The organism is Halovenus halobia (assembly GCF_051414135.1).
Taxonomy (GTDB): Archaea; Halobacteriota; Halobacteria; order Halobacteriales; family Haloarculaceae; genus Halovenus; species Halovenus halobia.
The window spans coordinates 245,658-268,996 of record NZ_JBLKOA010000003.1 but is presented as its reverse complement, the minus strand read 5'-3'; the positions used below and the strand labels follow the sequence as shown (position 1 = coordinate 268,996).

Genomic DNA, 23,339 nt, shown 5'->3' with positions numbered 1-23,339 from the left:
AGCCGCTGTTGTGGGGCTTTCGCTCTTTCTGAGGGTGGTGGAGCCGACCGGAGCGCGGGTGAAATCCGCCGTGGTCGGTGAAACCCTCCGTCTGCGAGTGAGAACCGTTAACTGACTAACCTGCGGTGTATCCACCAACAACAATGCAACTTCCGGACGCACAGGTCGCGGTGTTACAAACCGCCGACGCCGACACGGACCGCCCGATAACTGAACTTGCGGAGGAGGCTGGTCTCAAACCCGAGACTGCGACGGGCGCGGCGCTCGCGCTCGAAGAAGACGGACTGGTCACAATCTCCGAAGAAACCGACGCGACGACGACACTCACCGACGAGGGCCGTGAGTACCTCGAAGACGGCCTGCCCGAACTCCGCCTCTTCGAGGCTGCACTCGAAGCCGGTGCCGACGAGGACGCTGTCTCGCTTGGGCAACTGCTCGGCGACGCTGGCCTCGACGGCCCCGCCGTCGATATCGCGCTCGCCAACTTTGCTCGCAAAGGCTACGGCTCTGTCGACAGCGGTGACGTCTCCGCCAACCCTGACGCAGACCCAGACGCCGACGAGGAACGACAGGCGCTCGAAGTGCTCGACGCCGGCGAGTCTGTCGAGGACGAGGCCCTACTCGACCAACTCGAAAGCCGCGGTCTGGTCGACCGCCAAGAGTCGACGATTCGACTTGTTTCTGTCTCACAGGATGGCGTGACGGCACTGATGGAAGGTGTCGAAGTCGCCGAAACAGTCGGGCAGGTCACGCCCGAACTCATCACCAGCGGCGAGTGGGAAGATGTCGAGTTCGCCGAGTACAACGTCGAAGCCGAGGCTGAGGAGCCGTCACACGGCAAGGAACACATCCTCCGCCAGACCGCAAACCGCGTGAAAGACGTGCTCGTCGGGATGGGCTTTCAGGAGATGGAAGGGCCACACGTCGACGCCCAGTTCTGGATCAATGACTGCCTGTTCATGCCACAGGACCACCCTGCTCGGACCCACTGGGACCAGTTCGACCTGGAGTCGCCTGCCGAAATTCGAGACCTCCCCGACGAACTGGTGGAGCGAGTTCGCTCGGCCCATCTGGAGGGTGTCGGTCCGGATGGTGAGGGCTATCACTCCCCGTGGGAGGAAAGCGTCGCCAAGTCGCTGGACCTCCGTGGCCACACCACGTCGCTATCGATGCGCCATCTCTCGGGCTATGCGAAAGGTGACCTCGAACCGCCGGAGCGGTATTTCAGCGTCGAGAAAGTCTACCGAAACGATACGCTGGACCCAACGCACCTGCTCGAATTCTTCCAGATCGAGGGCTGGGTGCTCGCCGAGGACCTCTCGGCCCGAGACCTGATGGGAACGTTCACCGAGTTCTACGAGCAGTTCGGCATCACCGACTTGGATTTCAAACCACACTACAATCCCTACACTGAGCCGTCGTTCGAGCTCTTCGGCACCCACCCCGAGACGGGCGAAATCGTCGAGGTTGGGAACTCCGGCATCTTCCGGTCAGAGGTGCTCGAACCGCTCGGTGTCGAGGCAGACGTAATGGCCTGGGGACTCTCACTGGAACGACTACTCATGCTTATGTACGGCTTCGAGGACATTCGCGATGTGCACGGGACGTTGTGTGATCTTGAACTGCTGCGAGACGTGGAGGTGGTGTACTGATGCCCGTCGTTGACGTCGATCCTGACGAACTCCGCCAGTTAGTCGGCACGGACAAGGACGACGACGAACTCCGCGAAGACATGTTCGCACTCGGTCTCGAATTCGAGGGCTGGACTGACGAAGACGAGTTCCAACTCGAATTCGCGCCGGACCGCCTCGACCGCCTTTCCGTCGAAGGAATCGCACGCTCGCTGCGCTACCAGTACGGCACCGACCGCGGTGTCTACATCCCGAACACGAACAATGCCGAGTGGACCATCGAGGTCGACGGCCCGCCAGCAGAACGGCCGTATGTCACCGGTGCAGTCGTTCGTGGACTGGAATTCGACGAGCGCTCGCTCGAGTCGCTCATCCAGATTCAGGAGAAACTGCACGCGACGATGGGCCGCCAGCGAGCGAAAGGCGCTATCGGTGTCCACGACCTCGTCGCGCTGAAAGGCACAGCAGGAGCTGGCGGCGGGAAGACGATTCGGTACACGTCGATGGACCCTGACGAGGAGCGGTTTGTCCCACTGGAAAGCGAGGACGGTATGACCCCACGCGAGGTGACCGACTCGCATCACATGGGCTCGCAGTACGCCGACCTCGTCGCTGATTTCGAGGAATATCCGGCAATCTACGACGACATCGGGCTGTTCTCGTTCCCGCCGGTCATCAACGGTCGCCGAACCGAGGTCTCCGAAGACTCGCGGGACCTCCTTATCGAGATGACGGGAACTGACCAGTGGACGGTCGACCACATGTGTAACATCGTCTGCTACGCGCTGTCGGCCCGCGGTGGTACTGTCGAGCGCGTTACCGTCGACTACACCGACGACACGCCCGGCGAGTACGCCGGCCAGACGCTCGACCGACCCGACTTCACAGTCAAGACGAAGACCGTTGCCCACGACCGTATCGAGAGTATCATCGGCGTCGAATTCGACTCTGGGACGGTGCTTGACTGTCTCGAACGCGCCGGTCTCGACGGCGAGTTCGACGAAGACGACGAGAGCTACGAGGTCGAGATTCCGCCCTACCGCGTCGACGTTATCCACCCGCTCGACGTGATCGACGACATCGGTCGGGCCTACGGCTTCAACGACCTCGACCCACGCTATCCAGACGTGTCAACGGTCGGCGGCCGCCACGAACGCTCGCGACTCGAAGACGCCGCTCGGGACACGCTGGTCGGACTGGGCTTCGAGGACCTGCTCAACTTCCATATGATCTCCGCCGAGGAGAACTACGACCGCCTCGGCGTCGAAGCAGGGACGGACGTCGTCGGCGGTGGTGACCCGGTGACGATTCGTGAACCGTACAGCGAGGCATACGAGATTCTTCGCACGTGGGCACTGCCGTCGCTGTTGCTGGTTCTGGAAAACAACACCCACCGCGAGTATCCACAGCACCTCTCAGAGATCGGGCTTGGGGCTGAACTGGACGACAGCGAAAACACCGGCGTTGCCGAACACCAGACTGTCGCCGGTGTGCTTGCTGACACTGAGGCCTCATACGAGGACGCCCGCGGTCGCCTGCAGGCACTCGCGCAGGCTTTCGACGCTGAACTGGAGACGCCGCCAACAGAGCACCCGACGTTCATCTCCGGCCGGACGGCTGAAGTCGTGCTGGATGGTGAATCTGCCGGTGTGATTGGTGAGATTCACCCGAAAGTGCTCGTGGAACACGACCTGGAACTTCCCGTTGCAGCGTTCGAGTTCGAGTTAGACGCGCTGGAGTAATCGCGAACGAGCACCGCGAGGAGCGACTTATTGATTCAGATTTTTGCTGAGAGTACTGTGAACCTGAACCAAACGAGCGGGGGGTTGTGCTAGTCTCACTCTACCGCGAGCGCGCTCCTGCACGCTCGCGGCCTTTTTCTCCACCGGGAGAGCAAACTCTCCCGAGCCTTCACTCACTCCGTTCGTGAAGACCACGTTTTTGCCGTGAGTGGTTGCGAACGGCGTGAGCAACCCGAACGATAAAAAGGTGGTTGCTCAGCGACTACCGTCCGATCCGTTCGCGGCTGATCTCCGCGCCGGTCGGTGTGATAATGAGTTGGTCGTCGTCTTTCTGGACGATATCACCACGGACCTCCTTGGCGACCTGTTTCAGCTCGTCCGTGATATGTTCCATCGTCCGGTCTTGGGTGCTGTGACGGGTGATGTCCGCGATGACAATGTTGCCGTCGTACACTTCGTCTTTGATGTCGATCACGTCAGATTTATCGCCAATCTTCGCGATTTTGACCTGTGTTTCAGCCTCGATGTCATCTCCGGCCAGTTCGTCGGCACTGAGTTCGACGTAATCCTCGGTCTGTCGGGTGCCGCCCGAACTCCCGAGTATCTTGCTCATGAGTCCCATACGAAAGGAAGCGGCCGCCGACCGCTTAGGCTTTACGTCAGACATGCCGGGTCAGCGTCAGTTAGACTGTCAACTCGTAGAGGTCGTCACCGACGTGGTGAATCGACTCGACGACACGGCCCTCGTCGCCGACCATGTCGTCTCCATCGGTGAGCGCCCGACCGATTGCGAGAAACTTCCCGTGGCCTTCCTCGTTGATGACGACGAGGTCGCCCGATTCGATCACATTGTCGGCCTCGACGATGCCCGGCCGCATCACGTCTGCGCCGTCGGAGACGAACTGGATTGCCCCGGCGTCGACGGTGACGATTCGCGTGGTTGGCGGGAACTCGTTCGCGCCACGGACGGTCAGAAACGGTTCTTCTTCTGCGTTCGAGGCAGTGTCCTCGCTGTCGACATACAGGACCAGCGGGTCGCCGTCAACGAGGACGACGTTCCAGTCGCTGTTGTCGAACTCGACCTTCTCGAAGGAGTCGGCCTCGACGGTGACGCCGAGTTCGGCCTCGATACGCTCTTGGATTGTATCGATCGCATCCGACCGGAGGTGGTGGCGCGACTTCACGTCCATATGTGTGGGTCAGCGGCCGTGTGCATAAACGCCTCGGCTTCGCCGAACGGCCCCTCGCAGTGCCCTCGCTGCCCGACTCTCGTTTCCCGGCCCGAAACGAGCCCGAACTGTTATCAGCATTCCAGCCCAATCTCTGCTATGGTCTTGGAGTCATTTATCGGCGATTTTGCCCTGCTTATGCTCGTCGCCGGCGCGGGACTCATCATAGCCGAGGCGTTCGCGCCCGGGGCTCACTTTTTCGTCGCCGGGACCGGCATCTTCGCCGCGGGTATCGTCGGCGTGTTACTTCCCGCCTCGATTCCGGCGGCAATCACACTGACAATCATGGCCGGTGTCGTTCTCGCCACGTCCGTCGGCACGCTGTATGCCTACCGCGAACTCGACCTCTACGGCGGCAAAGGCGAGGGCCAGACCAGCGACTCCAAATCACTCCGCGGGAAATCCGGCCGTGTCACCGAGCGTGTCACGCCGACTGACGGGCAGGTCAAACTCGAAGAGGGTGGCTTCAACCCCTACTACGAGGCACGAAGCTTCGACGACGAAATCTCCGAAGGAACTGAGATAATTGTCGTCGACCCCGGCGGCGGTAACGTCGTCACCGTCGAGTCAGTCGACAACGTCAGAGACGAAATCGACCGCGAACTGGAACGCGAAGCAGAGACGACCGAACAGGCCTGATTACCGGAACCACGAGAACAGGCCACCGCGCTTTTCGTCAGTCTCTTCGGACTGCTCGCGAGGGTGTTCGAGATGTTCGTCTTCCAGCCCTTGCTGTGTCAACTGGAAAAAGTCGTCGTCCGGCAGTGCCACGTCGATGACCTCCAGGTCGGTTGGCTCTCCCTGATTGTCGAAGGCCTGCCAGTCCGTCCGGCCGTACGGGGCGCCGATGATAATGTGGACCCTGCCGCTGGTGAACGTCTTCAGGTCGGCGTCGCTGGGCCGGAGTACGCCGTTTGGGTGTGAGTGCACAGAGCCAACAGAGTTGATATCGTTCGGTCGCATCATCTCTTTGACCGACGCGCTGGTCGGACCCGACTCGGTGCCCGGAATCACCAGAATATCGGTGATGACGCGTCCATCTCGGTCGAGGTCGAGTTTACTCGCGCTCTCGGCGCGCAGAAAGCCCATATATTCGTTCGGATGGGTCTGCTCAGAGGCCGAGAGAATGAACTCGAGTGTCTCCGCCGCGATGCCGAGCAACTCCTCCGACCGAAACAATCCCATTGCCCATATTCTGGCCTCTCGGTCCCTAAGTATTCTGTTCGTCCGACCGGACCGCTTTTGCGCCGGTGGCCCTTTCGCTGTGGTATGTGCGGTCGCTACACACTGTTTGTCTCGCCGGCGACGCTGTCCGACCGGTTCGGCGTCGATACCGAAGCCTACGAACCGACGTACAACGCTGCTCCGGGCCAACACCTTCCGGTCGTTACCGACGATGACGCGGGGCGACTGCGGCGACTGGAGTGGGGGCTGATTCCAGCGTGGGCCGACAAGCGAAGCGACGGCGGACATATCAACGCCCGCGCCGAGACACTCGACGAGAAGCGAAGCTTTGCAGACGCCTTCGCGGGCACAATCGAAACTGGTGGTCGGTGTCTCGTCCCCGCAGACGGGTTCTACGAGTGGGTCGACACCGACGAGGGAACTCAGCCCTACCGAGTCACCTTCGCCGACGGCCGACCGTTCCTGATGGCGGGACTCTGGACGCGCTGGCAGCCACCGACAACCCAGACTGGTCTCGACGCCTTCGGCGACGATGGGGCCGAGCCAGAGGCTGACCCAATCGATACGTTCAGTATCGTTACGACTGAGCCAAACGACCTCGTTTCGGACCTCCATCACAGAATGGCGGTTATCCTGCCTGACGAACGCGCTGAAGAATGGTTGACCGCGCCACCTGAACAGGCGGCTGACCTACTCCAACCGCATCCTGCCGACGCGATGCACGCCTATCCTGTTTCGACGGCAGTCAACGACCCGAAAAACGACCGGCCTGATGTTGCTGACGCGGTTGGCTCACCGACTACCGCCGGGGCCACCGAACAGCGCTGACTTGATTCGCGACCCGACGCTCGGGGACTGATACAGCAGTTCTTCGTCGATCTCGACGCCACCGTCTGTTGCCGACTCTGTGTCGCTCGTTTGCTGGGTCGCCCGCTTGCGCTCTCCCGGACCGGGGTTGTTCCCACGCGCACTGGCTGTTGGACTCGGCGGCTCTGTGTTGGGTTCCGCTGTTGGGCTGGCGGTCTGCTGGGTGTTCGACGTAGTGGGTGTCTGCTGGGAGTTCGATGTTGCGGAGGGGTTCTGGGTCCCTGACGCAGTAGTTTGGGTCTGAGCACTCGACGCAGTGGCCGTCTGCTGAGTCTTCGGCGGTTCGTCCGAAGCGTCTGTGCTCGATGTGGCGGACGCTGTCTGAGCGGCGTCCGGGCTCGTCGACTCCACGGGCTTGGGGCTATCCGCACTCGACTCGGCCTCTTCGATGAGTGCCGTCGCCGACGGTTCGGTCTCGATGTCTGTCTCGACTGGGTCCAGTTCCTGCGGCGAGTGTCCTTCGTCGATGGCCTGGTGATACGCCGCCTGCAGTTGGCGGAGTTTCCCCTCAAGTTCGTCCACGCGGGCAGCCTTCTGTTTGAGTTGCGCGCGCTGGTCGCGCAGCATCTCGACCTCCGCTTCGAGACAGGCCAGTTGTTCGGAGAGTTCCTCGACACGCTCGAAGGACTCGATACACTCGCGAATGACCTCTGATTTCGAGCGATATGCCTCCCCGACGTCCGACTTCTGCTCGAGAATCTCCTCGTGTTCGTCGCTGATTGTCACCGTCAGGCGTGGCATACGTGTGCTGAACGTCCCACTACGGATAATTAAAACTGCGTCAGACGGCAGGCATACTTCTGTCACTCACCAATCTCGACGACCAGTACTGGCTGGTTGGCATTTTTTACCACGCGTTCGGTCGTACTCCCGAGTTGTGCCACCCGCTCGCGGCCGTTCTTTCCGTGAGTGCCCATAACAATCAGGTCAGCACCAACGTCATCGGCGTAGTCGACAATCTCTCGATGCGGCGTCCCTTCTCGCTTTGCGGGTTCGGCGGCAACTCCTTCGTCCTCGATACGGACCTCCGCGTCGTCGAGGGCGTGGGTTGCCTCCTCTTCCAGCGAGCGCCGGACTTCCTCAATCGTCTCGTCGTCGGCGGCCCTGAGGTGGCGCTTGTCGACGATGTATAGCGGGTGAATTGTTGCACCCTTGTCGATGGCGATGGTCAGCGCGTGGTCGAGTGCTTCTGTCGTTGCGGAACTCCCGTCGGTTGGCAGCAGGATTGTGTCGTACATATCCCTCTGTGTGCAGGGTGGATAGTTGTACGTTTCCCCCAACAGCACGCTTTTTGTTGGCCGTCCGGTGGCTGGTAGTAATGCAACTGCGCTGTCTGCACGCCAACGCCGCCACCTTCGCGGTCCGCGACCACGACCCCGACAGCGACGGCTCCGGCCCGACTGTCGACGTCTCTGGCTCTATTGTTGCTCTCGTCGCTGTCGAGACTGCCGACGCCGACGCTCCCGGGCAGGTCGCGGACGTCGCTGCGGACCGGATTGCGGAGATGGCTGCCAATCTTGGCGAGCAGACGGTCGTTCTCGTTCCGTTCGATGGGCTGACTGACACGCCCGCACCGGAAGCAACTGAAACGGCGGCACTCGACGCGCTTGCCGACCGTCTCGATGGTGAGGTGCACCGCGTTCCGGTCGGCGAGCCATTCGCGTTCGACCTCGACGCCCGCGGCCACCCCCACGCCAACCAGGCCTTCGAGATTGACCCACCCTCCCGAACCGACGGCGAGTGGCTGCTTCTCGACGATGGCGACCTCGCTTCAGTTGACGGGCATCGACTACTTGCAGATGGACAGCTCATCGACCGACTTGCCGCCGACCGACTGTGGCCCGACGCGGGGCCGCCGTTGGCCGAAGGCGACTACCTTCTTCCGGCCGGTGCTTTTCTCCGTGACTCCCTCGTTGACCTCGCAACCGACCGATTCCGGTCCGCGGGCGCGCTGCCCGTTGGACGTGTGCCAGAGGAGAGCGCAGACAGTCCGAACCCCCACGAATTTGTGACCGGCGAGTCGGACTTTCCGCTGGCTCTCTACACCGCCAACACGAGTGCTCCAGTACTCGCGACTGCAATCCAGCCCGAGGACGCGCTCGAAACACTCGCTCGCCACCTCGACCTGACTCTCACCCTGCTCGCTGACCTCGCGCTCGACGCGCAGCCTGTCTGTCGCGTCGACTCGGCGTTTCTCGAACGCAATCGCGACTGGTTCGCCGACCGTGCACAGCGCTTCAACCAACCACTGCTCGTCGAACGCCGCGCGGACGCCGACCAGCCAGTCAGGGTCGAACTCCTGCTCTGTGCCGAGAGGTACCGGGTGGCCGAACCGACCGTCTGGCTCGAAGACACGGACGAGAGAACCGTTGTGCGCTCACGCCCCCTCGGCGACCCGACGCGACTCGTCGCCGCGCTGGCCCGACACGCTGCCCAGCGCGACCCGCCGCAGTTTCCGACGTGGCTCTCGCCAACCCAACTGCGACTGATTCCGCTGGCAGACGAACATACCGACCTCTGTGCCCCGATTGCTGACGACCTTGCCGCCGCTGGCGTTCGCGTCGACATCGACGACCGGGACCTGCCGGTCAGCGAACGCCTCGACGACGCCGCAGCGGAGTGGGTCCCCTACGACGCTGTCATTGGTGCGGAGGACGCCGAACGCTTCGGCGTCACAACTCGAACTGACCAGCGCGAGCGAGAGTACACGACCGACTCCTTCGCCGAGCGAATCGAACGTGAGACGGCGGGCTTTCCGGACCGACCGCGGCCGCTTCCGCGGCTGTATACCGACTCTCCCGCTCGCTTTCGAGCGCGACCGACCGACGAGTAACGACCGAGTCGAAACGCACAAACTCACCCCCGACGAAACCCGGCCAATGTCCGTGCTGGAACGGTACGAGCCGCTTATCGACGATGTCGAGGCCTTTTATTCCGCCTGTGAGCGGCCGCTACCCGCGGCAGTGCGGGTCAACACCATCAAGACGACCATCGAGCGAGCGCAGGCGGCACTCTCCGAGGCTGACATCCCGGCCGAGCAGACCGACTGGAACCCAGAGCTGTTCATCCTGCCCGAGACATCCGCCGGCGGCAACTGGCCATACGTCCACGGCTGGCTCCACGGCCAAGAGGAAGTCTCTGCGATTCCCGCTCGCGTCCTCGACCCCCAACCCGGCGAGACGGTCTGGGACTGCTGTGCGGCACCGGGGTCGAAGACCACGCAACTCGCCGCGCTGATGGACGACACCGGCCGTCTCGTCGCGACTGACAACAACATGGGCCGGGTCTCTGCGCTGCGCTCGAACGCCGAACGCCTCGGTGTCACCAACCTCGCTATCACCATCGAGGACTCCCGGAACCACTCGCTGAAACCCTTCGGTGGCGAGGAGTACGACCGAACGCTCGTCGACGTCCCCTGCTCCTGTGAAGGAACAATTCGCAAAAATCCTGACGTGCTCGAAGAGTGGAGCTACGAACACGTCGAAGGCACCGCTGGCGTCCAGAAGGGAATCCTGAAACGCGCCGTGCAGGCCACCCGAGAGGGCGGCAGCGTGGTCTATTCCACCTGTACGTTTGCGCCCGAAGAGAACGAGGCTGTCCTCGACCACGTTCTCGACGCGGAGTCCTGCCAGATGGTCGATTTTGACCTCCCGCTGGACTCTCGGCCCGGCGTGACAGAGTGGCAAGAGCAGCGCTACGACGAGAGCGTCACCAAAGCGAAGCGTATCTATCCACACCTCAACGATACTGGTGGGTTCTTCTGTGCGAAACTGGAGGTGACCGGATGAGCGACGAGAGCACGCGCTTCGACCGCCTGCCGGCGACTGACGCAGAGCGCACTGTCGAGGAGCGAGCGAGCCGCGAGGAGGTTCTCGACTGGTTCGACGAGCGGTTCGGCATCGAGCCCAGCGTCTTCGACTCCTACAGTTTCTGGGAGCGCGGCGCGGGCAAAATCTGGGCGTTCTACGGTGATCTGGACTCTCCGGTCGACATCGAAGGGCTCGGAATGACTGTCCTGCGAACTCGTCAGGAACACTGGAAACCGACGCTCGAAGCCGTCCAGCGCTTTGGCGACCACGCCACCCGAAACACGATACAACTCTCCCGCGAGCAGGCAACGGCGTTCATGGCTGGTGATGACCAGACACTCTCGTGGGACGGTGACTGGGGGTATCTCATCGTCACGCACGAACTGGCCGGCGAGCAGGAACCGCTCGGTGTCGGGCTGTACACCTACGACGAACTGAAGTCGGTGGTGCCGAAAGGCCGGCGTCGAGAGCTGTAATCGAGAGCGTCTCACCGCGAGCGACCGACCGGTGTTCCCAAGTACACTGGCTGGCAAGACCGCGTATGGACTGGGAGACCGACCGCTCGCTGCAACTCCGGATGGTCGGAACGCTCGGATTACTTGCCGTGCTGCCGCTCGCGTTCACGTTCACGCTCACAGTCGCACTCAACCGCATTGTGCTCCCGCTGGCAGTCGAGACCGGACCGGCCCCACAGATTGGCTACGACCCGCTGCTGGTGGTCGGTCTGACTGTCGTCGGAATCGGGCTCGCCGCCGTCACGGGCGGGCGTCTGGCATTGAACTCGACCAACGTACAGACTGTCTCCGAGTCGGACTATCCGGAACTCCACGCTCGGGTCCAGCGACTCGCTACGACCGCCGACCTCGCGAAACCGACCGTTGCCGTTGTCGACTCACCAGCGCCCAACGCGTTCGCGACCGGCGGGCTCCGTAGCGGCCACACCGTCGCGGTAACGACTGGGCTCCTCGACACACTCGACGACGAGGAACTCGACGCCGTCCTCGCTCACGAACTCGCCCACGTCCGCAACCGGGACGCGACGGTGATGTCGATTGCCTATCTGCTCCCGACGCTGACCTATCTCGTCTCGAAGACGATGTTCGGCCTCCTGCATATCCTCAGCCGTGTGCTCATTTTCACGCCGGGACACGGACACGGCCACGGCGGGGACCGGGACAACGGTGGCCGAGCGATACTGGTCATTCTCGCGGCTGCCGTGGTCACAATCACCGTCTCGGCGGTGTTCTGGCTGGCGAGTAACCTTCTCTTTCGGGTTCTCTCACAGTACCGCGAGTACGCCGCCGACCGCGGCTCCGCCGCGATCACCGGCGACCCGCTGGCGCTCGCGAGCGCACTCGACAGCATCGACGGCGAGATGCAATCGCTGCCCGACCAGGACCTCCGTGACCTCGACGGCGGCGCAGAGGCACTGTACATCTTCTCTATCGACACACCGCTGTTCAACGACGAGGAGGATACGCTCGCCGACGAACTGTTGAGCCAAGAGCTGTTTCCCGCCTCGCATCCGCCGATTCCCGACCGAATCGAGCGCCTGCGGACACTGGCAACCGGCCTGGAAACCTGATTACTTCTCCCGAACTGTTCCGCCGCCGAGTCCTTCCCACTCGACGCGATAGCCCAGCGCGTTGAGCGCCGCGCTCGCGTCTTCGATTCCGGCCGCGGCGAGGCGCTCATCGGCTGCTTCGAAACGCATCCCTGCCTCGATTTCTTCGCCGAGGTCTTCGAGCACCCCCGGCGCAACCAGCGTTCGGCCCACGCGCTGATGCTTCGGGAACTCTTTACCCTCGATTGCGCTCTCGCTAACGCCGTACTCGGCCGCCACCTCGCTGATGGTCACGACCGATTTCTCGGGCGTGAGTGCTTTGGGCACCGATTCGGCGGCCGCCGCGACGAGGTCGGCCTCGTACTCCCGGAGCGCGTTCCGAACGTCTTTGACGCTGACCTGGCCGGTGTAGGGAATCGCGCGGTGGTTTCGGGTTTCGACCTCCTCACCCACGCCGAGGCTCTCGTCGACGGCAACCAGCATCTCGATGTCTTCGATTGCGTCCAGCCGAGCGAGTTTCTTCTCGACGTACTCGGGGGTCCAAAAGCCCATAATCTCGAAGTACACGCGAAAATCGCTGTGTTTCCAGTCGAAGGCAAAATCCGGAATGACGACGTACTCCCCTGCTTCGATTGCGTCGGGTTCGCGAAGCAGGTCCCAGTCGAGGTCCAGCGACTCGAAGCGTGTGGCAAACTCTCGCTCGACATCGCTGTCGTAGCTCACCTCCGTCACCGGGTCGGCGTCGGGTAGCGAGAGGGAGTCGTCGTCGAGTTCGAGCGTCCGGTCGGTGCCACGGTCGTCGATGGTTGCCGTGAGGTGCCACTCGCCAGTTCCGACGACGGTTCGGAGCAGTCGCCCAAAGCGCGTGCCGTACCGACGGGTGCGCCGAAAGAGGGCGTCAGGCCCGGTGACGACAATTTCGCGGTCTGTGCCCGCGACTGTCCGGCGCTCCTCCGCTGGAAGTTTCCGAATCTCGTAGACCAGTCGGAGGCGCTTGACTGCCGAAATAATCCGTTTCGGGTCGGCACTGCGAATCCTGACCTCACGGGCGTCAAACAGCGCAGTCTGGGCAAGTGAGAGGTTGTACTGGTCGAGCAAATCTTCGGGTGCCCACTGCCGGCCCAGTTCGACGAGCACCTCGTTTTGCTCGCGGTCGGCGTACATGGCTCGCTCGATTGTTTCGGGGGTGGACGAAAGTTGGTCGGCCGCCTGCTGTAGTGCTTGCTCGCGTTCGGCCTCGGTGACGACACCGACGCCCTCACTCGCGGTGAAGACTGCGTCTCGCGTCCGGCGTGGGTCGAGGTCCGACTGGACGTCCCACGTCGCGTCGTCGTCAACGAGTTTCGCCAGCCCACGGACGAGTTTGAAGTCTTTACTCTCGCGCTCGATGTCGGTCAGCGAGTCGTCGAGTTGGTGGCGTGGCTGGTCGACGTGTCCCTGATAGCAGCCAATGACCCGCGCCGCCAGCGACTCCTGGTCCGGGCCGACAAACTCGGGCTGGTAGCCGCCGCCGCGCCGTGAGACGCGGAGCAGGTCTTTCCGCAACACTGTGGTATCTTGTCGTAGCCGGGAGAAAACGCTGTGGGCTTTTGAGGAGTTGGTATTGAATGAGATGGCCGAGTTTCAAGGAACCAGAAAGCCCCGGCGCTCTCGACTCCCGCGACTCGTTGTCTCAGAAAATCAGAGATTTTCAGGATGACGAGAGAGCTTTACTCTCTCGAACCACGCGCGCTCCTTTCAGTCGCGTGCTTACGTCACCGGGAGACTCCGTCTCCCGAGCTCACGGCGCTTCGCGCCGTGAACGCCCCTTTCAGTCCACCCTGTTGCTCGTGTCACGGGCCACCGCGGATGGGACTGAAAGGGGCCGCTCGCTTGGTCCGTCCCGGCCGAAGTAAGCACCACAGCCCGAAGGGCGAGGAGCGCAGCGAGGTCGTTCGAGAGAGCGAAGCTCTCTCGTGATGACGAAAGACGGCAGCGCCGTCTTTCGAACCACCCGGACGGTCAAGCGAGCGGGGGCTTTTTGGTTGTTGTAAATCGAGAACCCTCCGGTAGTCTCGTAAAACCTCTCCGTGCTACTCAATCCGAACAAGCAACTCGTCGATGCGCTTGCGACCTGTCTCACCAAGTTCGCGGTGCGGGCTGCGGGCGTACCCCGCCGGGAGCCCTCGCGACCGCATCGCGTATTTCAGCCCTGGAATGCCGTACTCCGTGGTGACGGCTCTGTTGAGTTCGACCAGCGGGCGGTTCTGGGCCAGCGTCCGCTCGGGGTCGTTGGCGTCGTCGACAATTTCAGCGAGTGGGCTGGGGGCGAGATTTGCCAGCGCGAGGACGCCGCCGCTCGCACCTGCGGCCAGTGCCTGCGCGAGAATACTCGCACTCCCGACGAACACATCGAAGGAGTCGTCCACTCTGTCGAGTGTCCGGACCGCCGCCTCGTAGTCGCCGGTTGAGTCCTTCAGCCCCGCAATGTTTGGGTGCTCTGCCAGTTCGCCAACCGTTTCGGGGTCGAGTTGCGTGCCAGTGAACGACGGAACCGAGTAGAGATAGACTGGGACATCGACTGTTGTGGCCAATTCGCGGTAGTACTCAGCCAGTGTCGCCTGACTGTGGTCGTAGTAAAAGGGTGTCACGACCAGCGCGGCGTCGGCACCGGCGTCAGCGGCAGCGGTGGTCCAGTTTTGACTCTGTTTCAGCCCCGGCGCACCCGTCCCGGCGAGCACCGGGGCAGACGTTGCGTCAGCGACAGCCTCGATGACGTTCGCTCGTTCGGTTGGCGTCAACAGCGGCGCTTCGCTGGTCGTGCCACAGGGGACGAAGAAATCTACGCCGTCCTCTAAGTGGTCGACGAGGTCGGTCAGTCGGTCGTAATCGACCGCGCCGGATTCGTCGAACGGCGTCACGAGTGGTGGGCCGACTCCCTGCATGTTACGCCCAGTTGGCGGTGTCGAGGACGATTGGTGCAATCGCCTGTGCGATGCGTCTGGCGCTGGCCTCGGTTTCGAGCATCGAGACGTTGCCCAGCGAATCGTTGACTGACTTGCTCACCTCGACTGTTGCAAGCCCGTCATCGCCGACGATATCTTCGACCGTGGCGGTCAGTCGCGTCTCGACCTCCTTCCTCGCGGTCGGTGCAAGTTCCTCGTCGGCCGGCAGGAGGTCGTACGTCACCGCGTAGCCCTCCTCGTACTCCTCGATACCGAAAAATGGGACACCGTTCTGCTGGGCCTGTGCGTACCCCGCTTCGACGGCCGCTTTCCCGCTGAACACCGGGATTTTGAACTCGTCTTGGGCGTCTGTCACAGTCGATAGTAGCAGTGCCCGCGTTATCAATTTATCCGCTTCGCTGGGCGAATCCGCGTTTCGTCACCAGCCGGTCTATTTCAGCAACGACGCCGTAGCAGACAACAGCCACAGCGACGGCCCCGAGTGTACTCAGGCCCAGCCCGACCCACCACAGCGCCGCGGCGATTCCGAGCCCGAGGCCGATACCAGTGCCGCCGGTGCGTGGAGTCACGACCAACCGACCCGCGGCCCAGCCAGCGAGGCCGACGCCCGCAAGGCTGGCGAGACCAGCCAACAGTGCGGGCTGGTCGAAGACAAATCCGCCGACGACTGCGAGCACGACGCCGACTGCGAGGCCAAGAGCTGTGCGTTCGAGCGTCGCAGCGAGGCGGCGGCCGTTCGTTTCGTATTCGTGGTCCTCCGAAAAGAGGGTCTCGTGCTGCTCGACGCGCTGGCCGGCGGTGATTGCTGTCGCGCCGCCGTCGGTCGTCGGCACTCCTGTCGGAGATTCGTCTACCGTCTCTGGCGTCTCTGTCGAGTCGTCGAGCCACGGTGACTCCGTGCTCACGCCGGCGAACTCGACCGGCAGGCTCGCTGCCGTCTCGAAGGTCGGGCTGTCCTGCACCTGGAAGTGGAGGTGTGGTTCCGAGGAGTTGCCCGTGTGGCCACATCGCCCGATTCGCTGGCCCCGATCAACGCTGTCGCCCGGTTTGACGGTCACGCTGCCGGGGACAAGATGTGCGAGACAGGAGAACTCGCCTGGGGCGTGCTGAACCGTCACGTAGTTGCCCCGAATATCCCGCTTCAGTGGGTGCGAGAAGCCGCCGCCTCGGTTCGGTTCGAGGTCTGACTCGAAGACATCGACGACGACGCCGTCTGCTGGCGCGAGCACCGGTTCGTCGTAGCAGTAGTAGTTTGCAATCCCGGCGCTCGCTCCCTCCGGACGGCTTCGACCCGCGTCGTCAGTTTTGACGAAGTCGTAAGCGTAGCGCTGGTTGACGGGGAACCACGAGTGCGAGAACTCCCGGTCGAGGCTGCCGTTGACGACGGTCCACTCGCCGTCGACGGGAAGCCGATACTCGACGGCGCGCTCGTCGCCGCGGGCCGGGAGTGACCCGCGGTGGCGGATGGCGGCGACAGCGGACCCGGCCATCTGAAACACGTCCTGCAGCATCAACAGCGGATTTGCGAACAACAGCGGCAGGGTCGCGTAGAAGGTCAGCATCTCTCGCCAGTCACCCACTTCGAGCCAGTCTGTCGGTGCCGTCGATTCCTCGGCACCGCGCTTGAGCACCGCGTCGACAATCGGTCCCACGAGTATCCAGAGAAAGAACAGGAAAAACACCGAGAACACCTCCAGAAACGCCAGTGAGTCCACGACATAGCTCGGCAGCGAGAGCGCGCCCAACAGACCCAGTCGTGTCGGGTCTGCTCGTCGAAGCCACTCCCGGAGTCGTCCGGCCCAGTTGGTCGTCTGTGTCTGCTTTGCGGTCATCATCTGTTCTGTGAGGCTATTGGTAGTTAGTGATTTTGCGAACTGGATTTCACAACCCATGTTTACATACCACGTTCCGGAACCAACTTGAGCGACGGCCGACCAGTATGGGTATGGACCTCGGAGACGGTCGGTCGCCGGCGCGGGCGGCCGACGATGTCGACGCTCGGGAGGCCTTTGCCCTGCTCGGCCACGATATTCGCCTAGAGATTCTGCTCGCGCTGCTGGAAGACTGGTTGGCGGCTCACACCCAACCGAAATCCTACGCCGAGTTGATGGACGCTGTCGGGATGGAAGACAGCGGGAAGTTCAATTACCACCTCGACAAACTGCGCGGGGTCTACGTCCGACAGGTCGAAGACGGCTACGTCCCGACGGCGAGCGCGACAGCGCTGTACCGGACGGTCCTCGCACACCGCCCGACCGAGACTGTCGAGACCGACCAGCGACTCTCGACGGTTACCTGCCCAGCCTGCGGGGCCGACCCTGCACTCCAGTACGACCGCGGGTTCGTCACCGTCGACTGTCCCGACTGTTCGGCGTGGGAGGGAGTCACCTACCCGTTCCCACAGAACGGGTTCGAGTCCCACGACACCGAGCAGCTGCTCGTGGCGGTGAGTGAACGGGTGCGCCACGAAGTTGGACTCGCTCGGACGGGGCAGTGTCCAGCCTGTGCCGGCCCGACGACAGTTGACCTCCGACTCGACCACGTCGAAGACGACGGCTGGGTCGAACTCGCCTGTGGGTCGTGTACCTTCGTCGTCGGCGTCGACCCGCTGACGACGCTCCTGACCGACGACCGCGTGGGGTCGGCACTGCGCGAGGTTGGCCTCGACCCGCTGGCCCACGACTGGGACCGACCGAACAGCCAGCCAGTCGTTCGCTCCCGAGACCCACCTCGACTCGCGCTGACTGTTGCTGGTCCGTCCGGAACTGCGAATATCATTCTGACCGACGCACTCGAACCCGAGGATGTCATAGTCGAATAATCCGGCCGTACTTGGGGAGTATCATTAAATACGAGGCGGTCGTCTGATAACTATATGACAGAGGAGACTGTCCACGAATCTGAGGAGCAACGCAGCCGGCGCGGTATTTCATCATTCTTGCGACGAATCTCGAACCGACTCCGCCGGGGGGAACCAGTGCCGGTCGACGAGGAACAGACGGTGACTGTGGAACCGCCCGAAGAAGCCGAACTCGACGTGGAAGTCGAGCGTGCAGGCGGAAACATCAACCTCGAAATCGACGTCGAGTGGGCCGAGGAGGAAGGCGGTGCAATCGAAACTGAGACACAGGCCAGCAAGGCGACGTTCGGCCTGTACACGGACGAGGCCGGCGAACACCGCTGGCGACTCCGCCACAACAACGGCAACATCATCGCTGATGGCTCCGAGGGCTACTCCTCGAAGCAGAAGGCAAAGCAGGGCCTCGAAAGCGTCAAAAACAACGTCGCTGGCGCGTACGTCGAAGACCTCTCGAAAGACGAGCAGGACGAACCGCAGGAGGGTGGCAGCAAGGCAACCTTCGAGATTTACGAGGACAAACAGGAGAAATGGCGCTGGCGACTCGTCCACGACAACGGCAATATCATCGCCGACTGTGGCCGTGGCTACTCCTCGAAGCAGAAGGCCAAGCAGGGACTGAACTCGGTCAAGAGCAACGCACCGGGCGCACCTGTCGAAGCCGACACCTGACCGTCACAGTCGACGGCTCTGAGCCGACAGTTCTATAATGGCCTTTGTCTTAGACCCGATAGAGACCATGATGGACAAACTCGACCCGAAGATCATCGCCGCGGTGTCGTTCCCGGCGCTGCTGATCGTGTCGCTGCCGTTCGTATACATCAGCGGCATCTTCTCGATCATCCTCACGAACCAGTTCCTCAATCCGTCCATCCATCCGGATTCGAGCATTGGCTACACCGTCGGTCCCGCCGTCGGCATCCTGTTCGCGCTCTGGGCGTCGAACGGGATGTACCGACTGGCAAAGGAAGTGCAGGACGAATCAGGCACCGAGATGCCGACCGCATAAAAATCGACGACACCGAGTCGTCGCGCGGCTATCGGAGGGCCGATGTCAGGGAGCGGGGATTTCACCCCATCGTTCCCTTTCTTTCGTATCGTAATAAACAACGACGCCAGTTTCTCCCTCAGAAACTCGACAGCGCTCCGAGCACCGCATCGCCGAACGTTGACAGCGCCGTCTCGGGGTCTTCACCGCGCAGTCCGATGAGTACGTGGTCGACCCCAATCTGGTTCAGTTGCTGGAAATACTCCCGGAACCACTCGACGCCCGCACGGTAGCCCTGATGAATCGGTTCGGGGCCGGCCGCCGGGTCGTCGGCCAGTTCGACACCCAGCGCCATCGCGAACGGTTTTTTGCCCCCGGCCGCACGCCAGTCGTCGAGAAACGAGCGCAGCGTCTCTTCTGGCAGGTGATAGAACAGCCAGCCGTCGCCGTGGTCGCCAATCCACGAGAGCTCCTGTCGTGCGTGACCAGTCGGTAGAATCGGAATCTGACTCGCTGGTTTCGGCACGAGGTCGAGGTCGCCGTCAAGCGTGCCCCACGGGCCGTCGAGGCTCGGAAAGTCCGCAGTCCACAGCGCTCGGAGCCACCGGACCGACTCGCGGAACAGTTCGCCACGCTGCTCGGCGTCGACTCCGAAGGCGTCGAACTCTGGGTCTCGGTCGCCGGTCGCGGCACCAACCACCAGTCGCCCGCCCGATAACTGGTCGACTGTGGCGGCACTTTTCGCGACGTGGACCGGATGCCGGAGTGGCAGGACGACGCTGCTCGTCCCAAGTGTAATTTCGTCGGTGCGTGCTGCGACCGCCGCCAGCCACGGCCAGATGTCGAAGGTCTGGCCGGCATCGCCGAACTTTGGCCAGTACAGTGGGACGTCTCGCGCCCACAGCGCATCGAAACCGACCGATTCGGCGTGGGCGGCGAGGTCGAGTTCTCGCGCTATCGGTGGCTGTGACTCCCGGCTATCTGTCAGCGGAAAGCCGACACCGACGGTGAGCCGGTCAGAGTCTGCCAGCGCTGTTGCCGTCGGATTCGACGCAGGCTGGGTCACAGCTGGTCTTCGGTGTCGACAGTAAAAACGGCTCTGGCGTCGTGTCAGTTACCCCAGAGATGCGTACGTTTATGCCGCCTTCGGACCGAGCTACCACATGGACCGACGGACGTTCATCCTCGGGGGGGTTTGCGGCGCGGTAACGGGCGGTCTCGCGGGCTGTATGGACACTGAGGAGACCGACAACTCTGACGACGACGCGTCCGTCGATGGTGTCCACCGTGACGTTCACGTCGAAGTAGACGACCTCAGGCGTGAGGCTGACAACCAGATTGTCGAGAACGGGCAGGTCTCTATTATTCTCGAACTCAGAAATATCGGCACCGAACCAGAGTACGCAGCTGTGACGCTCCAGATGCGTGACCGGGAGGGCAAGGCACTCGGCTCACCGTACACTCGACAGCACGGCCCGATAGCCCCCGAAGAATCGGCCGAACTCCGGTTCGACGTCGAAGAAGCCGAAGACGAGATCGGTGGCTACGAACTCGTCGTCAGCGAAGGCGAGCCAGACGATGACAGCGCAACCGGCTGACCCGCCGGGACCGAAACCCGTAATTACCAGCGGCTCGCCGAAGCTGGTATGCGAGTGGTTGTCAACGCCGCGACCAGCGCCGACGGGAAACTCTCTTCGCGGGAGCGCGAACAGGTCGAGATCAGCAACGACGCCGACTTCCAGCGCGTCGACGAACTCCGGGCTGACAGCGACGCAGTTATGGTCGGCGTCGGCACCGTGCTGGCCGATGACCCGTCGCTGACAGTTGCCGACGAGTCACTTGTCACCGCCCGGACTGACCGAGGCGACCCTGAACAGCCAGCGCGCGTCGTCGCTGACTCGCGGATTCGCACGCCGCCTGACGCGAAGGTGCTCGACGAGCGCGCTGGGAGCTATTTGCTTGTCAGCGAAGCCGCCCCGACCGATTTCGTCGGCCAGATGGAAGAGGCAGGTGCAACAGTGATTCAGGCCGGCGACGCCCGCGTTGACCTCGCGGCTGCCTTCGAGGAACTCGCCGACCACGGTATCGACCAGCTGATGGTCGAGGGCGGTGGCGAAATTATCTACTCGCTGTTCGAGAGTGGACTGGTCGACCGTCTCTCACTCTTTGTCGGGCCGAAGATTATCGGCGGCCGTGAGGCGCCGACGCTGGCCGACGGTGATGGCTTTGTCGAGGACTTTCCCACGCTCGACCTCGAAAATGTTGAACGGCTTGGTTCCGGCGTTGTCCTCAGCTATACTGTTCGCTGATCAGTGGTCGTGGCCGACCATGTCGGCGAAGGACTGTCCGAAGCGCTCCTCGAACAGTTCCATCGTCTTCTCTTCGACATCCTCGATGTCCGAGCCAACCTCTCCCTGTGAGTGGTGGATGATACCGTGGATCTGCTGTGCGACACCCAGCAGTGCCAGGTCACCGAGTACCGCTGATGGTCCCTCGTTGCCCTCGTTGAGCAGGTCAAGTGCACCGGCCGGGATTTCGAGTTCGTCGCTGTCCTCCTCCGTTTCGATAGTGACTGTGAGTGTCTCGACTGACATAGTTCAGGTAGGGGGTGGAAGACGTAAACATTCCCGGGTCGCGCGGCGTCAGTCGTCGCCTTCGGCGGCCTGCGTGCCAGCGGCCGTCGCTTCGGCCTCGGGGCCCTCTTCGAGATAGTCGTCGATGTCGAGCGCGGCTTTCGTTCCCATCCCACCGGCGGTAATCGCCTGCTGGTAGTGGTGGTCGACCACGTCGCCGGCGGCGAAGATACCCTCGACACCAGTTTTCGTCTGGCCACCGCCGTCGCCGCCCTGTATATCGATGTAGCCTGCCTCGTCCAGTTCGACGCCCGTATCCTGGAGATAGTCGGTGTTTGGCGTGTGACCAATTGCGACGAAGACCGCGCCTACGTCGTGGTCAAACTGCTCGGTCTCAGGGTCGTCGAGTTTCTCCGTCGGGTAGCCCTCGTCGTTGCGGGCGAGGGTGACGTGGTCGACGCCTTCCTCCTCCGAGCCGTGGACTTCGAGCAGTTCGGTGTTGCGCATGATTTCGATGTCGCCGTTGTCGGCGTGGTCCTGCACGCGGTCGACCCAGTAGTCCTCGGCGCGGAAGTTCTCTCGCCGGTGAGCGATGTAGACGGTTTCGGCGAATTTCGTGAGAAAGCTCGCTTCTTCCATTGCAGCGTCGCCGCCGCCGACGACGAGCATATCTTCGCCGCGGAAAAAGGCTCCGTCACAGGTCGCACACGTCGAGACGCCGTAGCCCATCAGTTCGTCTTCGCCGGGTACGTCGAGCAGTCGCGCACTCGCACCCGAGGCGGCGAGGAAGGCGTCGGCAGTGTAGACGTCGCCGTTGCTCAACTCGACACGAATCGTGCCGTCGTCCTGGCGCTGGACATCCGCGACGATACCGTGGTCGAGGGTGGCACCGAACTGTGTTGCCTGGTCTTTCATCCGCTGGATGAGTTCAGTGCCACCGATGCCGTCCGGAAACCCCGGATAGTTGGCGACATCGGTCGTCAGCGTGAGTTGCCCACCGGGTTCGTCGCCTTCGAGAACGAGTGGGTCGTTGTTGGACCGCCCTGCGTAGATTGCGGCTGACAGCCCCGCGATTCCGGTTCCAGCGATAATCAATCGCCGGTGCTCGACTGGCTCTTTAGTCATACTCGAAAGTACGGTAACCGGCCGTTTGTAGGTTGCGCTGTCTTGATTGGGCGATGCCAAACCGCTTACCGCAGTGGTTCGTTTCGAAGGACCTGACGCTGTTTTGGTTTCAAACAACCAGAAAGCCCCGAGGCTCTCGGCTCGGGGGACTCGCTGCGCTCCTGTAGGTGCTTGCGTCGCCCGCCGTCGCCGAGAGCCTCGCCCCTTTCAGTCCCACCCTGTAGCTCGTGTCACAGGCTATCGCGGGCGGGGACTTTCTGGTTCCTTGAGTCCCGTTTCCTTCAACTGCTCATTAGCTCCCTCGAACGGACAACACACAATTACTCGCCGGTCGAACACCCGGTATGACCGACATCGACGCGAAGACCGACAAGTACGAGCAACTCCTCGCGGAGGCACTCGACGCCGCAGAAGTCGCTGCCCAGCCTGACACGCCGCTCGCTGACGCGGCCGCCGACTGCCAAGCAATGGCCCGTTCCTATCTCGAAGATGGTCGCCACTTCCGCGAAAACGACGACGTGGTCAACGCGCTGGCTTCGTTTTCCTACGGTCACGCGTGGCTGGACTGTGGCGCACGGATTGGCCTGCTCGATGTCCCGACTGAGGGCCACCTGTTCACTATCTGAGCTCCGCTCCATCACCCCGCCTGTGACTACTCGTCCGGCGTGACGATGGTGGCGTCGTACTCCTCGTCGGGGACGAATGCTTCCGCCTCAATTTCGACTGTGGCGTCCTCGTGGACGAGGTCCGCGACCCCAACCATCGTCGCGGCGGGGTACTCCGGAGTATCGAAGCGCTCACGCCGGAGTTCGTGCAGTTTTCGC

26 protein-coding genes are annotated in these 23,339 nt (G+C 62.5%); 14 read left to right on the top strand and 12 right to left on the bottom strand.

Annotated elements, in window-relative coordinates; all coding sequences use genetic code 11:
* Window positions 1-143: 143 nt before the first annotated feature.
* The gene (gene pheS, locus ACMGFM_RS10525; RefSeq protein ID WP_436902560.1) at window positions 144-1,652 is read left to right on the top strand and encodes a phenylalanine--tRNA ligase subunit alpha; all 1,509 of its coding nucleotides are present in this window, start codon (window positions 144-146) and stop codon (window positions 1,650-1,652) included.
* Window positions 1,652-3,373, top strand: a complete 1,722-nt coding sequence (pheT, locus tag ACMGFM_RS10520; RefSeq protein WP_436902559.1) for a phenylalanine--tRNA ligase subunit beta — start codon at window positions 1,652-1,654, stop codon at window positions 3,371-3,373. Before pheS ends, pheT begins: the two co-directional genes overlap by 1 nt.
* 262 nt (window positions 3,374-3,635) lie before the next feature.
* Here the strand turns inward: pheT and ACMGFM_RS10515 are convergent, their stop codons facing one another.
* Both ACMGFM_RS10515 and ACMGFM_RS10510 read right to left on the bottom strand, forming a co-directional pair.
* Entirely contained in the window at window positions 3,636-3,995 is a 360-nt protein-coding gene (locus ACMGFM_RS10515) for a cell division protein SepF (protein ID WP_436902558.1), read from the bottom strand.
* Between the two features lie 61 nt (window positions 3,996-4,056).
* On the bottom strand, window positions 4,057-4,563 hold the full coding sequence (locus tag ACMGFM_RS10510) for a PUA domain-containing protein (protein ID WP_436902557.1): 507 nt from the start codon (window positions 4,561-4,563) through the stop codon (window positions 4,057-4,059).
* A gap of 138 nt (window positions 4,564-4,701) precedes the next feature.
* Between ACMGFM_RS10510 and ACMGFM_RS10505 the strand changes: the two genes are divergently transcribed.
* A complete protein-coding gene (locus ACMGFM_RS10505) occupies window positions 4,702-5,241 on the top strand; it encodes an NfeD family protein (RefSeq protein WP_436902556.1) in 540 nt (179 codons plus the stop codon).
* On the opposite strand, the gene ACMGFM_RS10500 is transcribed toward ACMGFM_RS10505, so the two are convergent.
* On the bottom strand, window positions 5,242-5,787 hold the full coding sequence (locus tag ACMGFM_RS10500; protein WP_436902555.1) for a Mov34/MPN/PAD-1 family protein: 546 nt from the start codon (window positions 5,785-5,787) through the stop codon (window positions 5,242-5,244).
* 84 nt (window positions 5,788-5,871) lie between these two features.
* Between ACMGFM_RS10500 and ACMGFM_RS10495 the strand changes: the two genes are divergently transcribed.
* On the top strand, window positions 5,872-6,615 hold the full coding sequence (locus tag ACMGFM_RS10495; protein ID WP_436902554.1) for an SOS response-associated peptidase: 744 nt from the start codon (window positions 5,872-5,874) through the stop codon (window positions 6,613-6,615).
* On the opposite strand, the gene ACMGFM_RS10490 is transcribed toward ACMGFM_RS10495, so the two are convergent.
* A complete protein-coding gene (locus tag ACMGFM_RS10490; RefSeq protein WP_436902553.1) occupies window positions 6,580-7,395 on the bottom strand; it encodes a RodZ family helix-turn-helix domain-containing protein in 816 nt (271 codons plus the stop codon). The two genes, ACMGFM_RS10495 and ACMGFM_RS10490, sit on opposite strands and share 36 nt — an antisense overlap.
* A 62-nt stretch (window positions 7,396-7,457) precedes the next feature.
* Window positions 7,458-7,892 carry a universal stress protein gene (locus ACMGFM_RS10485; protein ID WP_436902552.1) on the bottom strand — a complete coding sequence of 145 codons (435 nt, stop codon included), beginning with the start codon at window positions 7,890-7,892 and terminating at the stop codon, window positions 7,458-7,460.
* An 80-nt stretch (window positions 7,893-7,972) separates the two neighbouring features.
* On the opposite strand from ACMGFM_RS10485, the gene ACMGFM_RS10480 reads away from it, so the two are divergent.
* The 4 genes from ACMGFM_RS10480 to ACMGFM_RS10465 all read left to right on the top strand — a co-directional run bounded on the left by ACMGFM_RS10480 (window position 7,973) and on the right by ACMGFM_RS10465 (window position 12,048).
* The gene (locus ACMGFM_RS10480; RefSeq protein ID WP_436902551.1) at window positions 7,973-9,487 is read left to right on the top strand and encodes a threonyl-tRNA synthetase editing domain-containing protein; all 1,515 of its coding nucleotides are present in this window, start codon (window positions 7,973-7,975) and stop codon (window positions 9,485-9,487) included.
* Window positions 9,488-9,533: 46 nt separating this feature from the next.
* Window positions 9,534-10,442 carry an RsmB/NOP family class I SAM-dependent RNA methyltransferase gene (locus ACMGFM_RS10475; RefSeq protein ID WP_436902550.1) on the top strand — a complete coding sequence of 303 codons (909 nt, stop codon included), beginning with the start codon at window positions 9,534-9,536 and terminating at the stop codon, window positions 10,440-10,442.
* Entirely contained in the window at window positions 10,439-10,939 is a 501-nt protein-coding gene (locus ACMGFM_RS10470) for a DUF7122 family protein (RefSeq protein ID WP_436902548.1), read from the top strand. Before ACMGFM_RS10475 ends, ACMGFM_RS10470 begins: the two co-directional genes overlap by 4 nt.
* A gap of 65 nt (window positions 10,940-11,004) precedes the next feature.
* Entirely contained in the window at window positions 11,005-12,048 is a 1,044-nt protein-coding gene (locus ACMGFM_RS10465; RefSeq protein WP_436902547.1) for a M48 family metalloprotease, read from the top strand.
* Here ACMGFM_RS10465 and ACMGFM_RS10460 read toward each other — a convergent pair whose 3' ends face one another.
* From ACMGFM_RS10460 to ACMGFM_RS10445, 4 genes are all read right to left on the bottom strand, one after another.
* Entirely contained in the window at window positions 12,049-13,575 is a 1,527-nt protein-coding gene (locus ACMGFM_RS10460; protein ID WP_436902546.1) for a DUF790 family protein, read from the bottom strand. It lies immediately after the preceding gene.
* A gap of 524 nt (window positions 13,576-14,099) precedes the next feature.
* Complete coding sequence (locus tag ACMGFM_RS10455; protein ID WP_436902545.1) at window positions 14,100-14,951, bottom strand: dihydrodipicolinate synthase family protein; 852 nt, start codon at window positions 14,949-14,951, stop codon at window positions 14,100-14,102.
* A gap of 1 nt (window position 14,952) precedes the next feature.
* Window positions 14,953-15,327 (bottom strand): hypothetical protein, encoded by a 375-nt coding sequence (locus ACMGFM_RS10450; protein WP_436902544.1) that lies wholly within the window; start codon window positions 15,325-15,327, stop codon window positions 14,953-14,955.
* Window positions 15,328-15,358: 31 nt separating this feature from the next.
* Window positions 15,359-16,864, bottom strand: a complete 1,506-nt coding sequence (locus tag ACMGFM_RS10445; protein WP_436902543.1) for a M23 family metallopeptidase — start codon at window positions 16,862-16,864, stop codon at window positions 15,359-15,361.
* Between the two features lie 53 nt (window positions 16,865-16,917).
* Here ACMGFM_RS10445 and ACMGFM_RS10440 point away from each other — a divergent pair, with 53 nt between their 5' ends.
* Genes ACMGFM_RS10440 through ACMGFM_RS10430 form a run of 3 tightly spaced genes read left to right on the top strand, consistent with a single transcriptional unit; the run spans window position 16,918 to window position 18,838 of the window.
* Window positions 16,918-17,793, top strand: a complete 876-nt coding sequence (locus tag ACMGFM_RS10440) for a winged helix-turn-helix domain-containing protein (RefSeq protein WP_436902542.1) — start codon at window positions 16,918-16,920, stop codon at window positions 17,791-17,793.
* A 54-nt stretch (window positions 17,794-17,847) separates the two neighbouring features.
* A complete protein-coding gene (locus tag ACMGFM_RS10435; protein ID WP_436902541.1) occupies window positions 17,848-18,501 on the top strand; it encodes an HVO_2922 family protein in 654 nt (217 codons plus the stop codon).
* A gap of 37 nt (window positions 18,502-18,538) precedes the next feature.
* A complete protein-coding gene (locus ACMGFM_RS10430; protein ID WP_436902540.1) occupies window positions 18,539-18,838 on the top strand; it encodes a hypothetical protein in 300 nt (99 codons plus the stop codon).
* 118 nt (window positions 18,839-18,956) lie between these two features.
* On the opposite strand, the gene ACMGFM_RS10425 is transcribed toward ACMGFM_RS10430, so the two are convergent.
* Window positions 18,957-19,883, bottom strand: a complete 927-nt coding sequence (locus ACMGFM_RS10425; protein ID WP_436902539.1) for a TIGR03571 family LLM class oxidoreductase — start codon at window positions 19,881-19,883, stop codon at window positions 18,957-18,959.
* Window positions 19,884-19,980: 97 nt separating this feature from the next.
* On the opposite strand from ACMGFM_RS10425, the gene ACMGFM_RS10420 reads away from it, so the two are divergent.
* Together ACMGFM_RS10420 and ACMGFM_RS10415 are read left to right on the top strand one after the other, a co-directional pair.
* On the top strand, window positions 19,981-20,415 hold the full coding sequence (locus ACMGFM_RS10420) for a hypothetical protein (protein ID WP_436902538.1): 435 nt from the start codon (window positions 19,981-19,983) through the stop codon (window positions 20,413-20,415).
* Between the two features lie 48 nt (window positions 20,416-20,463).
* The gene (locus ACMGFM_RS10415) at window positions 20,464-21,126 is read left to right on the top strand and encodes a 2,5-diamino-6-(ribosylamino)-4(3H)-pyrimidinone 5'-phosphate reductase (protein ID WP_436902537.1); all 663 of its coding nucleotides are present in this window, start codon (window positions 20,464-20,466) and stop codon (window positions 21,124-21,126) included.
* On the opposite strand, the gene ACMGFM_RS10410 is transcribed toward ACMGFM_RS10415, so the two are convergent.
* Both ACMGFM_RS10410 and ACMGFM_RS10405 read right to left on the bottom strand, forming a co-directional pair.
* Entirely contained in the window at window positions 21,127-21,411 is a 285-nt protein-coding gene (locus ACMGFM_RS10410; RefSeq protein ID WP_436902536.1) for a DUF7545 family protein, read from the bottom strand.
* Window positions 21,412-21,459: 48 nt separating this feature from the next.
* Window positions 21,460-22,515 (bottom strand): NAD(P)/FAD-dependent oxidoreductase, encoded by a 1,056-nt coding sequence (locus tag ACMGFM_RS10405; protein WP_436902535.1) that lies wholly within the window; start codon window positions 22,513-22,515, stop codon window positions 21,460-21,462.
* 344 nt (window positions 22,516-22,859) lie between these two features.
* On the opposite strand from ACMGFM_RS10405, the gene ACMGFM_RS10400 reads away from it, so the two are divergent.
* On the top strand, window positions 22,860-23,141 hold the full coding sequence (locus tag ACMGFM_RS10400; RefSeq protein ID WP_436902533.1) for a DUF357 domain-containing protein: 282 nt from the start codon (window positions 22,860-22,862) through the stop codon (window positions 23,139-23,141).
* Window positions 23,142-23,339 lie beyond the last annotated feature (198 nt).